This window comes from Acinetobacter sp. RG5 (assembly GCF_031844265.1).
Classification (GTDB): domain Bacteria; phylum Pseudomonadota; class Gammaproteobacteria; order Pseudomonadales; family Moraxellaceae; genus Acinetobacter.
The window spans coordinates 525,392-538,930 of sequence record NZ_JAUZUV010000001.1 but is presented as its reverse complement, the minus strand read 5'-3'; the positions used below and the strand labels follow the sequence as shown (position 1 = coordinate 538,930).

Below are 13,539 nucleotides of genomic sequence, written 5' to 3'. Positions count from 1 at the left end.
GCCGAAGCAATAACTTTTAAGGACTCATAGCTACAGGAGTTGTCTAGGTATTTTTAGGCTTAAGTAACTTAAACAGACCGAACATGACCACAATCCAAAGCGGGATCATCAAAATAGATTCCTGGAATCCTTGCGTCCACATGATGTAAAGAATCGTAAGAATAAAACCAAGAACCAGAATATTGCCCGCCGGAGACCACAGCGCAGGGAAGGAAGTCTTTTGTCCTAGCTTTTTCATGCTCTGAATGAACTTGAGATGGGTCAGGGTAATCATGGCCCAGTTCAATACCAATGCACCGACTACGATGTAAATCAGATGACTTAGGGCATCTTCAGGCACGAAGTAGTTGAGTAGCACACAGCCAAAAATCAGCACGGCAGAGAACAATACAGCAGGAATTGGCGTACCTTGCTTATTCACTTTCATGAAGACTTTAGGTGCATTTCCTTGTTGAGCCAGACCGTAGAGCATCCGGCTGTTGGCATACATACCACTGTTATACACAGACAGTGCTGCTGTCAGGATAATAAAGTTCAGTAAGTGTGCTGCCCAGTCAATGCCAAGCTGGCTGAAAATCATCACGAAAGGACTTTTGTCCAGACCACCAAGCTCAAGCTGATTCCAAGGCACGAGTGATAACAGAATGGTCAAGGCGCCGACATAGAAAATCAGAATACGGAAAACCACCTGATTAATGGCTTTCGGAATGGTTTTTTCCGGATTTTCAGCTTCTGCCGCTGCCATACCGATCAGTTCAATACCACCGAAGGCAAACATCAGGAAGGCCAGCATGTAGAACAGACCTTCAAAACCATTCGGAAAGAAACCGCCCGCGGTCCAAAGATTGCTAAAAGATGCGCCTGAAGAAGCATCAGCAGTCAGGATCAGATACAAGCCAAAGACAATCATCGAGATGACCGCAGTCACTTTAATGATAGAAAGCCAGAATTCTGATTCACCGTAGAATTTCACATTGCCGAGGTTGACCAGTGTAATCACGATAAAGAAAAACAATACCGATGCCCAGGCTGGAATATGAGGCCACCAGTAGTTGATATATTTCGCAACCGCAGTAAGTTCGGTCATGGCCACCAGGATATACAGAATCCAGTAGTTCCAACCCGCAAGGAAACCGGGAAATTTTCCCCAGTATTTATAAGCAAAATGGCTGAATGAACCTGCGACAGGTTCATGAACAATCATCTCACCCAATTGACGCATGATTAAAAATGCAATCAGGCCCCCAATGGCATAGCCTAAAATAATAGAAGGACCCGCAGATTGGATCACCTGTGCGGAACCTAAGAATAAGCCTGTGCCAATTGCACCGCCCATGGCGATCAACTGAATATGACGGTTCTTTAAGCCACGCTGAAGTTGTGAAGACTCGTTATTCAAAGTGTTCAGCCCGACAATGGAAAATGATAAGTGGCTGATTGTAATTGATCAGACTAAAGAAGCCTAGTCCATCCTAAGAATGAAATATTGTTGAAGGAATGATAAAAAATATTCATATAAATAACTGAAATAAAATATAAATGAATCAATATATTAATTTTATTGAAACTGTTACTGACGAGTTCTCTATTTTCTTGGATAAAATACAAATGCCGTTTTTTTATACTAAGGTCTGGCAGCCAAGCAGTTCTGCTTTCAACATACTATACTTTGAATATAAATATTGAATAACCTGTACGAAAACAAAGACAAGTCAAAGGATGAAATAATTCATGAGTTTTGCCGCCCAAATCAAGATTCCTGCAACCTATATGCGTGGAGGCACCAGTAAAGGTGTTTTCTTTAAGCTGGATGACCTGCCTGTAGAAGCACAACAGCCTGGCCGGATTCGTGACCAGCTTTTGCTACGCGTGATTGGTAGCCCAGATCCATATGGGAAACAGATCGACGGTATGGGTGGTGCCAGTTCCAGTACTAGTAAAACGGTCATTCTGTCAAAAAGCCTGCACGCTGATCATGATGTCGATTATTTATTTGGTCAGGTGTCAATTGACCGTCCTTTTGTAGACTGGAGCGGTAACTGCGGCAATCTGACCGCGGCAGTGGGAGCATTTGCCATTTCCAATGGTCTGGTCGATGCCGAACGTATTCCTGAAAATGGGTTATGCACGGTACGGATCTGGCAGGCCAATATCCAGAAAGCCATTATCGCGCATGTGCCGATGCAAAATGGACAGGTGCAGGAGCTGGGTGATTTCGTACTGGATGGCGTGACCTTTCCTGCGGCCGAAGTACAAATCGAGTTTCTGGATCCAGCTGATGACGATGCTGAAGGCGGTTCAATGTTTCCAACAGGTAATCTGGTCGATACTTTGGAAGTTCCCAATATTGGCAGTTTCGAAGTGACCATGATTAATGCCGGCATTCCGACGGTATTTTTGAATGCTGGAGATCTCGGTTATAAGGGTACCGAGCTTCAGGATCATATCAATAATGACGTGGCAGCCCTGACAAAATTTGAGACAATTCGTGCCTATGCGGCGAAGCAGATGGGACTGATTCAGAATATTGCAGAAGCCGTAACCCGACAACATACTCCAAAAATTGCCTTTGTTGCACCACCGAGTAGCTATACCTCTTCAAGTGGCAAAACTGTCACTGAATCAGACACCGATATTCTGGTTCGTGCCTTGTCTATGGGTAAACTCCATCATGCCATGATGGGTACGGCTGCGGTGGCGATTGGTACAGCTGCAGCAATTCCCGGAACACTGGTGAACCGGGTCGCAGGCGGAGTAGAGCGTGAAGCGGTGCGTTTCGGTCATCCTTCCGGGACGTTGAGAGTCGGTGCACAAGCAAGTTTTGAAAATGGTGAGTGGAAAGTGAAAAAGGCCATCATGAGCCGGAGTGCCCGCGTCTTGATGGAAGGCTGGGTGCGCGTACCAGAAGATGTTCTCGTTTAAATGCTGTGCATACATTTAACCTGAATAAAACCACCGGTTCTGCGGTGGTTTTTTTATGGTTTAAAATCTCTGACTTGCTTGTTTGATGTTGAATAGCAAATTTCAGCAGAACAATTCAATTTATGGCTGAAAATTCAAGGCATTTCTAGGTACAATGCCTGATCAGCGTACAGGCATTTATTCGCTTGTCATTTTATTCTTCTGGACTACGTATTCGAGGCGAATGTGTCATCTATCACTGACGTATCAACCCATGCACTCACTCAAGCACAACACCGCATTCAACAGGATTTATTGACCGCTCTGGAAGCCTTTGCTATTCCGGAACCTTTAAGGTCGGCAGTCCATCATGCTGTGATGCTTGGCGGTAAACGAGTACGTCCAGCACTATGCTATGCCACCGCCGCATTAAAACCCAACCAGAATAGCGCTGCAGTGCGCCGTGCAGCGGTTGCGATCGAGTTTATTCACTGCTATTCACTAGCCCATGATGATCTGCCGTGTATGGACAATGATTTGCTACGTCGTGGCCAGCCGACCTGTCATGTGGCTTATGGAGAAGATACAGCACTTTTGGCAGGTGATATCCTGCAGTCTATGGCTTTTGAAATTTTGGGTAGCCGTCTGTTCGATCAGGGGCCAGCGGTAGAAGCTTCCATTGTACTGAAGCAGATGCAGATTCTGGCAACCGCTTCTTCGAAAATGGTGAATGGTCAGGTTTTAGATTTGCAGTCTGAAGGCAAGAAAATCGATCAGCAAGCACTGGAAAATATTCATCGCAATAAAACCGGTGCTTTGATTAGTGCCGCGATCATGATGGCGGCGGTGACTATTTTTGAGGGTACCGATCTGGCCATTCCTAAATTACGTGAGTTTGGACAGGCGATTGGTCTGGCCTTTCAGGTACAGGATGATATTTTGGATATTATTTCCGATACCGAAGTGTTGGGGAAAACAGCCGGCAAGGATGAACAGGTAGAAAAATCGACCTATCCGGCATTGATGGGTTTGGAGCAGGCCAAAGCCTATGCCCAGCAATTACATGATCAGGCGATCAATGCCTTGAACCATTTTGAAGGGGCGGAAGAGTTGAGGCAAATTACCCAGTTCCTGCTCACGCGCAAAAGCTGATTGGAGCATTATTTTCCTTAAAAGGTTTAAAGTAATTCCATAAAAAAGAGGACTTGAAGTCCTCTTTTTAGTTGATACAGAATTATTTGCTTTCGTTATACAGGCGTTCAGCTTCTTCAAAACGGTTAGTAATTTCTGCTGTTGGTGCTTTACCCATCAGGCTCACCACCACAATCGCCAGCATTGAACACATAAAACCAGGAACGATTTCATACAGGCCAGTGTCAGCAAACAGGTTCTTCCAGAAAATAACCACGACTGCACCCACGATCATACCGGCCAAAGCACCATTCAAAGTCATGCGTTTCCAGAACAATGACAGGATAATCAGCGGGCCAAAAGCGGCACCAAAACCTGCCCAGGCATAAGCCACCAGACCCAGAACTTTAGATTCAGGATTACCCGCCATCCAGATCGCCAGCAAGGCAATCAGCAGTACCATCAAACGGCCAACCCAGACCAGTTCTTTTTGCGAGGCATTTTTACGCAGGAAAGATTTATAGAAGTCTTCTGTCAAGGTGCTTGAACAGACCAATAACTGACAGCTTAAAGTACTCATTACTGCCGCCAGAATCGCCGCCAGAACTACACCTGCAATCCATGGGTTAAACAGGATTTTGGTCAGTTCCATAAATACCGTTTCAGGATTGGCATTCACCACGCTTGCCGGTTCTGGATGCTGCTCGAAATAAGCAATACCGAAGAAGCCGGCTGCGACTGCACCGCCCAGACACAGAATCATCCAGGTCATGCCAATACGACGTGCATTTGGAATGGATTTGACTGAATCTGCAGCCATGAAGCGCACTAGAATATGCGGCTGGCCAAAGTAACCCAGACCCCAAGCCAAGAGCGAGATAATCGCAACAAGACTGAGATCACCCAGAATATTCATTGCTTGAGGACGAGCAGCCTCCAGTGCCAAAGTCACCTGGGACATATCCGAGAACGCCATTAACGTTACGATTGGTGTCAGCAACAGGGCAAAGATCATCAGCCCCGCCTGAATGGTATCGGTCCAGCTCACAGCCAGGAAGCCACCAATAAACACATAGCTGATGGTGGCAATGGCACTGATCCAGAGCGCGGTGCTATAAGACATGTCAAACATGCTTTCGAACAGACGCGCGCCTGCAACCATGCCGGAAGCACAGTAAATCGCAAAGAAAATCAGAATCACGAAAGCCGAAACAATACGCAGGATTTTCTTCTGGTCGTTAAAACGATTCGAGAAATAATCCGGCAGGGTCAGGGCATTGTGCTGAACTTCGGTATGCACCCTCAGACGGCCAGCAACCAGCAGCCAGTTGAGCCAGGCACCAATAATCAGACCGATGGCAATCCACATCTCAGACAGGCCGGAAAGATAAATCGCACCGGGCAGGCCCATGAGGAGCCAGCCACTCATGTCGGAAGCCCCTGCAGAAAGTGCAGTGACAAAACTCCCTAAACGTCGGCCCCCTAAGATGTAATCGGAAAAGTTGCTTGTCGCGCGATAAGCCATCAGGCCGATCACCACCATTGCGACAATATAGAAAAGAAAAGTAATTAAGGTTGGATTTAGGGAGCTCATACGGTATCCATTTTTAAGTTGGACAGTAGATCGAAACAAGGAATAAGACAGCTGCGAAAAGCTTTAATCCGAAAGCCAGGCAACATCAAATCTAGTAGATTTCAAAAATAAACGCGAAATTTAACCATAAATTCACAATCTTTGCTGAGATTTTCTTGCGCGAATAAAAATAGGCAACCCTCGGGCTGCCTATGTATAAAGTCAAAATATAAATTAGTTAGGGCGACCCATGACACCACGGATCGTATTTAACACATCGGCTGGAAGTACTACCGTCTTGGCATTTGGCGATTTGGCCATATCTTGCATGGCTTTAATATACTGTTCACCAAGTAAATAGGCGACCGGAATTTCATTATCACCAATGGCGGAAGTCACCATGTCAATTGCACGTTGTGAAGATTCAGCCAGTACCACTTGCGCTTCAGCATCACGGCGTGAGGCTTCCAGACGGCCATCCGCTTCTAGAATTGCGGCTTGTTTTTCACCGTCCGCTTTGGTGACGGTCGCACGACGCTGACGTTCAGCTGCTGCCTGTTCTTCCATTGCAGTCTGCATGGTGATTGAAGGCTTAATATCCTGAATTTCTACAGTTTTTAAGGTAATACCCCAGTCCGAGATATCATCGGAAATACTAGATTTTAAGCGTGCCTTAATATGATCACGCGAAGATAAAGCATCATCCAGATCCATTTCCCCGACAATCGAACGCAGTGAGGTTTGCACTAGGTTCTGAATCGCCCAGGAATAGTTTTCAATCCCGTACACGGCTTTTTCTGGTGTGGTCAGATTAATATAAGCCACGGCATTCATCAGCAGGACCGCATTATCACGGGTAATCACTTCCTGTGAAGGAATATCCAGAACGATATCTTTGGTTGTGACTTTATAAGCGACTTCATCGACATAAGGAATGACAAAATTTAGACCCGGATTTAGTGTGGTGTGGTATTTACCGAGACGCTGTACAATCCATTTGTAGCCTTGCGGCACAATCCGCACACCTTTAAAAATGGTAATCGCAACAAAGGCCAGAAACGCGATAACAATGATAGAACCACCAGACATAGCTTATTCACCTTATTGATTTTGATAATTTGTGCTGTGAGGTTGTACGACCAGGTCATTACCCAGAATATCCACGACGCGAACGCGGTCTCCGACCTGAACTGGGTCCAGAGTTCGGCATTCCCATTCATCCGAACCTAAAACTGGCATCGGAAAGCGCACCCGGATTTGCCCATGATCCAGATTAGTCTGAATCACCATGCCCACCTGACCAATGGTCGCTTCACGCGATAGACCGGCTTTGGTCTTGTCAATGGAAAGTGGCTTGATAAACTTAAACCAGAGCAGCGTACACAGAACAGAAAGTACGATCCAGGTCAGGAGCTGGGTCGTCAGTCCCATCATCGGGAACATCCAGTACAGGACGCCAACCATGATGGCACCGATCCCGAACCAAAGGGCAGCAAATGCGGGCAGCAGTAATTCCGACAGAATCAGAAGAATGCCTAATACAAACCAGTGCCAAGGTTCAAGAACTAATTCCATATCGTGACCTATATCGCTAAGTATTTAATTAATCATCATCTTTATATGATTGATCTTCAATGTAGCAGATGCGGCAGCAGATGAATATAAAAAATCATGCATCAAAATTTTGCCGGACGTGGCGGTTTAAATGCCGCTGGCGACTGCTTAAAGTTGTTAATGGCTTTTTCAATAGTACGGATTTTCAGTTGAGCAGCCTTTTCACCTTCCAGAATGGTGGCATTGCTGGCTTTCAGGTCTAAAGTACCGATATGGCCGACTTTGGGCTGAATCACCACAGTGGCCTGGCTCAACTCTTCATTAATGCTTTGCTGTCCCATAATATTTAGGGTCTGATCCAGTACGCCCCACATATTCAAGGCTTTATTACCATCCGGACGGGCAGAAATATCCACGGCAATCACAATATCTGCTCCCATATCTTTGGCGGTCTTGACCGGAATCGGACTGACCAGACCACCATCGACATATTTGGTGCCGCCAATCACGGCAGGCACAAACACATTCGGAATACTGCAGGACGCTCGGACTGCCTGTCCGGCATTGCCTTTAATAAAATCTGCCTTGCGGCCATTGTCCAGGCGAGTGGCGACTGCCGCAAAACGAATCGGGAACTGTTCAATCGGTTTGTTCGTCACATTCTTATTGACGAAATCCTGCAATTTTTGCCCAGCAATAATCCCTTGCCGGTTCAAGGTTAAATCGCGGATATCCGATTCTTTAAAATTCAGGGCAATCTGCTGTAACTGATAAGGCGATTTACCACTGGCATATAAGCTACCGACAAAACTGCCAGCACTGGTTCCGGTGACAATCTTCGGTTTGATGCCGTGTGATTCGAGCACTTTAATGACGCCAATATGGGCAAAACCTTTGGCACCGCCACCACCGAGGGCAATGGCGACGACAGGTTCACGGGCTTTTATTGGTGTGGCAGGCGTAGGTGTTTTAGTGGCTTTGTCACAGGCTGCAATACTGAAACCAAGGCAGACAATTAAGGCATAACGGGCTAATTTCATTATAAAAACTGGTGATTAAATCAACAAAATTCAGGCTATCACATCAAAAAAAGCCGTATTTGCCTAGTCTTTTTTCAAAAGCTTTTGTAACGGCTTGGCCACCCAGTCCGGATTTTTGGCCGAGAATTTACCTTCGTAATGCTGATAAATCTGTTCCAGGTCGTATTCATAATCACCGGTCAGATGGTACACGCCCAGGATATGAATGGTCTTGATATCATAATCAAAAGAAAACATCACAATCGGCAAATGGGCTACCTTGGCAATATGATAAAAACCGCTGCGAATTTTTTCTGGTGCCTTACGTGAACCTTCCGGTGCCATACCGACCCAGATCTGTTCTGATTTTTCAATAATCTCGACAATCTGTCGGGTATGACCTTGTGGACTATCTCGGACGACAGGAACGACGCCAATCCATTCCAGTACCGGTTTTAGCGGTGTACGAAACAGGCTGTCTTTACCAAAAATCGTAATCTGAATACCGAGACCAAGCAAGGCATTAAAACCCAGCCATGCATCAATATTGGAGGTGTGCGGAGAAATAATCGCGACTGCTTTAGGTAAGTCTGGAAATTCACCTTCCAGACGCCAGCCTTGGCTCAAAAAAAGCTGCCTGAAAAAAGTCCGGCTCAGCTTGCTGCCGCGGGATGGCACATGCGGCGGGAGTTGGGGGAAACGTGTCTGGGCCATTGCTTATGTCTCGTCCTGAAACTAATTTTTCTTTATTTTTTATTATATTAGACTGTTGTAAAATCCGGATCATTGGCAAAATGTATAGCATCTCAAATGCTGGTGATGCATTTTCACCTTAAGGACTTAGCCTAAATATGCGGAATACCTATATTTTACTGTTTTCGCTGTATTGGGCACAGGGGCTTCCGGTCGGGTTTATGACGCATGCCTTGCCAGTCATTCTGCGAGCTGAAGGGGTATCGCTGGCGCATATCGGGGGCTTTGGTCTGTTAATGCTGCCTTGGTCGATTAAAATATTCTGGGCACCTTTAGTTGATCGGCATGGATCGAGCGCCAAAGGTCATTACCGTAGCTGGATTATTCCCTTGCAATGGCTGTCAGTTGCTGTATTGATTGGGCTCTCATTTCTACCGATTCAGGCCTTGAATCAGCCGCTGTATTTACTGCTGTTTTTTATCACGCTTTTGTTGATGAATGGTATTGGTGCGACGCAGGATATTGCGACCGATGCACTGGCAGTCAATATTCTGAAAAATGAACAGCAACATTGGGGTAATACCTTTCAGGTGATTGGTTCTCGTCTGGGATTCATTGTCGGAGGTGGGGCCATATTATGGTTGCTCGATCTGCTGCAATGGCAAGCTACCTTTCTATTATTGGCAGCTCTGGTCTTTATTAATACTTTACCCATTTTATTTTTTAGAGAATCTCAGCATTCAAAAATTATCACGCCAGCTGATAAAGGACCTGCACTCAGCAATATAAAAACCTATTTTCAATACTTCTGGTCGGATTCAACCTTGGCTGCTTGGTTAATGGTTTTATTGACCTTTAAAATCGCCGATGGTTTATCCGGGCCTTTATTAAAACCTTTAATGGTAGATCTCGGACTGAGCTTTAGCCAGATTGGCCTTTATGTCACCATGCTGGGAGCATTGGCTGCCTTGATTGGGGCAGGACTGGCTGGTTGGTGCCTGAAATACTGGTCGCGCAGCTCGAGTTTGATCGTTTTCTCAATTCTAAAAATATTAAGCTTAATAGCTTATGCCTGGCTGGCTGGCCAGTATGAAGCTCAAAACAAAGTAGAAAATTGGATCATTTATCTGATCAATGCGGCCGAAGACATGGTCTCAGCCATGCTTTTGGTGGTCATGTTGACCTTGGTCATGCAATACAGTCGCAAGCATCTGGCTGGTACTGATTTCACCTTTCAGGTGGCACTGATGGCTACGGTGAGTGGGGGACTTTATAGTCTGAGTGGTATTTTGGGAGATGCTTTAGGCTATCAAAATTATCTGAATCTGATTGTGATCGTGGCAATTATCTGTTTAATTCCAATTTTCCGATGGATGAAAGTTGCAGAAAAATTATAAAATTTCTAAATAATCAACTGTTTGGTTAAATGTTAGCCTAAAGTACTAAATAGAATATATAAATATTAATTTAATAATTTTGTAATATAAGCGCCGTGTGTATTATTTGTTACAAAATAAATTAAGGATTTTTTTGATGAAAACTAAGTTAGCAACAGCAATTGCATTCAGCCTTTTGGCGGGGACAACTTTTGCAGCACCAACTTTTTATGGTGAGATTGATGCCACAGTTGATTATTTACCTGAAGACAATGCTTCACCTGTGTCTGATCGCGATGTTATTGAACTGAATACTAATAATTCATTCTTGGGTTTAAAAGGTGAGGAGAAACTTACTGACCGTTTAAGTGGGCTTTATCAAGCTGAATTTACCTTCTATGTAGACAATGGTGGAAGTACAGATACATTTGTACCGCGTAATCTTTTAGTCGGTCTTAAAGATGAAAAGTTAGGTACAGTAAAACTAGGTAAAATCGATACGCCTGTAAAACAGCTTTCTTCAGTAGTTGATACTTTCAATAACTATGTTGCAAATAAAGCGGATATGGCAGGTATCTTTACCGGTGAAAACCGTATCGATAATGTTGTCGTCTATGAAGCTCCTGGCTTTGCAGTCGGTGAAGGTAAACTAAAAGCAACTGCACTATTAGCTACAGGTGAAGCCGGTGGTATTAGCTCTTCTAAAGGCGGTGCTAAAGTTGCAGGCCGTGGCTTAGGTGATGCATGGTCAGCATCTTTAGTATATGACAGCAAAGCAGTTGTTTTAGGTCTTGGTTATGATAAAGCGATTCCATCCAACTTTGCTGGTGTAGGTATCTTAAACACACAAAATGGTGAAATTGGTACAGCAAAAGCTTTGTTAGCTGCTGCTGATACAATTCGTGCGATTGGCCGAGTAAATGTAAATGATAACTTAGCCATTAAGGCGTTATTCCAAACATCTGATCTTGCAGAGGTTGAAGGTAATTCAAATGCAACTTCAGTGGCAAGTAATGGTATTGCTGTAAATGGTAATGATATTGATGATGCACAAGGCTGGCTAATTGGAGCAGAATATAAATTACCAAATGCTGATAAGTGGACAGTAAAAGGCCAATATAGTCAAAACTCTACAAGCTTTACAAAAGCCAATGTTGCAGATTTTGAAGCCCAACAAATTCTTGTGGGTGCAGACTATGCATTCTCTAAACAAGTAAAAGCATACGGTTACACGGGTCTTTTAACACTTGAACAAGGTTCAGCTGAAACTAAACAGCCAGTTGTTGGTACAGGTGTTGAATACAAATTCTAATTTAGACTTTGTAAGCTAAGAAAAGGCGGTGCTTTGGCATCGCTTTTTTTATGCTTAAAACAACAAAACTTAGCAATTTTATGTCTGATCTAACAAGTGTAGGGCTGTTAACATGATTGAAAGTTTCAGCATTTCGTTTTGAAAATTATGCCTATTCAAGCCGTTTTATTTGACCTCGACAATACCTTGACCCATCGTGATCTGACGACACAAGCCTATAGCCGTTATCTGGCAGAATATTATGCGCCCGCATTGGCACAGGTCGAGCCTGAAAAAATTATCGAGATTGTAAGACGCATCGATAATGGCGGTTATCCTAAAAAGGAATTGCTGACGCATGGTAGTATCGGGGCTTCGGCTGCTTATGCGTTGTTGCAGGAACTGTCTTGGTTAAATCCCCCAACCATAGATGAACTGGCCCAATTCTGGTTTAGCCAGTTTGGCCGTTTCGCCGTAGAAATGCCGGCAGCAGAGCAAGTATTAACGCAGCTGAAAGATGAGGGTTATCAGCTAGCCATTGTTTCCAATGGCGGACATGACACCCGTTTAAATACGATTCGGGGTTTGGGTATTGAAACTTATTTTGATGAGATCATCAGTTCCGGGCTGGTGGGTTTTAACAAACCACAGCCGGAAATATTCCAGATCACTGCAGAGCGTCTAGGCGTGCAGCCTGCACAGTGCCTGTATATTGGCGACCATCCAATTAATGATGTACAAGGAGCTACAGAGGCCGGAATGTATGCATTATGGATGCAAGGTTTCCATCCGGATGCCGAACATATTCAGCATAGAATTCAGCATCTGCCGGAAATTTTTGCCCATTTGCAGTTATTAAATCAGACTTAAGTTATTCTTAAACAGTCAATCGTTTCGGCCCATTGTGAAGAATCACAGCGCGGACATTGCTGGTCGGCATGTGAAAGGGTTTGTACCTGTCCACAGTAAATGCAGGCATATAATTGCCCGGCCTTGACCTGTTGGACTATAGAACAGGTTTTAGGAAAAAGTGGCAGCCCAGGCCGAACCTCATCCGATTTGAAAAACAGTATACTGAACTTACCGTCAGTTTCCAGTAAACCGGTACGAACCTGACCGAGATGTTCTACGCCTTGCTGGCGCATTTCGGCAAAGAATTCATCATGTGACATCTTACCTTTTTTAATTTCTTCAACGACCAGCACGCCATCTTCTACGATATAAATCGGTTTACCTTCCAGTAGGTCTTCAAACCACTGATATTTCATCATGAGCCAGGTGGTCAGGCGGTACATGATAATAATCACCGACATCACCAGAACTGCCTGAATCAGGGGAATATCTTCAGTAAACATCGGGTCGCCGGCAATCGAACCCAAGCTCAAAATGATAGCGACTTCGAAGATAGAAAGTTGACGTACCCCACGTTTTCCGGTCAGACGCAAAAACAGGATAATCATCGTGTACATCAGGGCACAACGCAGCAAAATTTCTGCGGTAAACTCCCAGGTGGTGTCATTTATAAATATGGTCGCCCAGTCCATTTAAATTCTTTATCCTCATTTTTCTCTTTGGCTCGAGTCTAGCAATATCAGTATTTTATTTGCTGCTGTGTTTATGTAAGTTTATGAATAAAGGTAGATTCTATTTAAAAAAGAAGCTTGAACTTAAAAATCTAGCTATTTGATCTATTGAAAATAAGATAGAGATTTCATGTAAATAATGCATAAAAAATCAGCAGATTAAATTTGAAGAAGATCACATTCTCTACTGTCTATTTTTAAATCTATAAAAGTATTATCCATTTGAAATTTATCAATATATATTCTGAATAATGTGTTTTGAATAATTAGGAGTGTTTAGAAATTTGTAAGCAAATCACTTCATCTTTATAAAAATCTGTAGTTTGTGGCCTGAAAAATAGAGTGATTACACTACTTTAATAAACTGTTTTTAAATTAGAAATTGTGATTTTGACTTCCAACAAGGGATGTATTGTGA

The 13,539-nt window shown here is 44.0% G+C and carries 12 protein-coding genes; 5 read left to right on the top strand and 7 right to left on the bottom strand.

What is annotated here, in order from left to right; all coding sequences use genetic code 11:
* Window positions 1–43 precede the first annotated feature (43 nt).
* Complete coding sequence (locus Q9R21_RS02590) at window positions 44–1,399, bottom strand: amino acid permease (protein WP_035342426.1); 1,356 nt, start codon at window positions 1,397–1,399, stop codon at window positions 44–46.
* Between the two features lie 332 nt (window positions 1,400–1,731).
* On the opposite strand from Q9R21_RS02590, the gene prpF reads away from it, so the two are divergent.
* Together prpF and Q9R21_RS02580 are read left to right on the top strand one after the other, a co-directional pair.
* A complete protein-coding gene (gene prpF, locus Q9R21_RS02585) occupies window positions 1,732–2,922 on the top strand; it encodes a 2-methylaconitate cis-trans isomerase PrpF (RefSeq protein WP_311203659.1) in 1,191 nt (396 codons plus the stop codon).
* A 225-nt stretch (window positions 2,923–3,147) separates the two neighbouring features.
* Window positions 3,148–4,053 (top strand): polyprenyl synthetase family protein, encoded by a 906-nt coding sequence (locus Q9R21_RS02580; protein ID WP_247143972.1) that lies wholly within the window; start codon window positions 3,148–3,150, stop codon window positions 4,051–4,053.
* An 82-nt stretch (window positions 4,054–4,135) separates the two neighbouring features.
* Here Q9R21_RS02580 and putP read toward each other — a convergent pair whose 3' ends face one another.
* The 5 genes from putP to Q9R21_RS02555 form a co-directional block, all read right to left on the bottom strand.
* Complete coding sequence (gene putP / locus Q9R21_RS02575) at window positions 4,136–5,626, bottom strand: sodium/proline symporter PutP (RefSeq protein ID WP_311203658.1); 1,491 nt, start codon at window positions 5,624–5,626, stop codon at window positions 4,136–4,138.
* A gap of 213 nt (window positions 5,627–5,839) precedes the next feature.
* The gene (locus Q9R21_RS02570) at window positions 5,840–6,694 is read right to left on the bottom strand and encodes an SPFH domain-containing protein (RefSeq protein ID WP_004279377.1); all 855 of its coding nucleotides are present in this window, start codon (window positions 6,692–6,694) and stop codon (window positions 5,840–5,842) included.
* Window positions 6,695–6,706: 12 nt separating this feature from the next.
* Window positions 6,707–7,180 (bottom strand): NfeD family protein, encoded by a 474-nt coding sequence (locus tag Q9R21_RS02565; RefSeq protein WP_005104688.1) that lies wholly within the window; start codon window positions 7,178–7,180, stop codon window positions 6,707–6,709.
* Between the two features lie 101 nt (window positions 7,181–7,281).
* Window positions 7,282–8,199 (bottom strand): patatin-like phospholipase family protein, encoded by a 918-nt coding sequence (locus Q9R21_RS02560; RefSeq protein ID WP_311203657.1) that lies wholly within the window; start codon window positions 8,197–8,199, stop codon window positions 7,282–7,284.
* Window positions 8,200–8,262: 63 nt separating this feature from the next.
* Window positions 8,263–8,892, bottom strand: a complete 630-nt coding sequence (locus Q9R21_RS02555; RefSeq protein ID WP_311203656.1) for a 1-acyl-sn-glycerol-3-phosphate acyltransferase — start codon at window positions 8,890–8,892, stop codon at window positions 8,263–8,265.
* Between the two features lie 137 nt (window positions 8,893–9,029).
* On the opposite strand from Q9R21_RS02555, the gene Q9R21_RS02550 reads away from it, so the two are divergent.
* The 3 genes from Q9R21_RS02550 to Q9R21_RS02540 all read left to right on the top strand — a co-directional run bounded on the left by Q9R21_RS02550 (window position 9,030) and on the right by Q9R21_RS02540 (window position 12,408).
* Entirely contained in the window at window positions 9,030–10,268 is a 1,239-nt protein-coding gene (locus Q9R21_RS02550) for an MFS transporter (RefSeq protein WP_311203655.1), read from the top strand.
* Between the two features lie 136 nt (window positions 10,269–10,404).
* Window positions 10,405–11,559, top strand: coding sequence for a porin (locus tag Q9R21_RS02545; RefSeq protein WP_004279382.1), 1,155 nt, complete (start codon window positions 10,405–10,407; stop codon window positions 11,557–11,559).
* 147 nt (window positions 11,560–11,706) lie between these two features.
* Window positions 11,707–12,408 (top strand): HAD family hydrolase, encoded by a 702-nt coding sequence (locus tag Q9R21_RS02540; protein WP_311203654.1) that lies wholly within the window; start codon window positions 11,707–11,709, stop codon window positions 12,406–12,408.
* Here the strand turns inward: Q9R21_RS02540 and Q9R21_RS02535 are convergent.
* Window positions 12,405–13,082, bottom strand: a complete 678-nt coding sequence (locus Q9R21_RS02535) for a DUF421 domain-containing protein (protein WP_004730345.1) — start codon at window positions 13,080–13,082, stop codon at window positions 12,405–12,407. The two genes, Q9R21_RS02540 and Q9R21_RS02535, sit on opposite strands and share 4 nt — an antisense overlap.
* Between the last annotated feature and the right edge of the window lie 457 nt (window positions 13,083–13,539).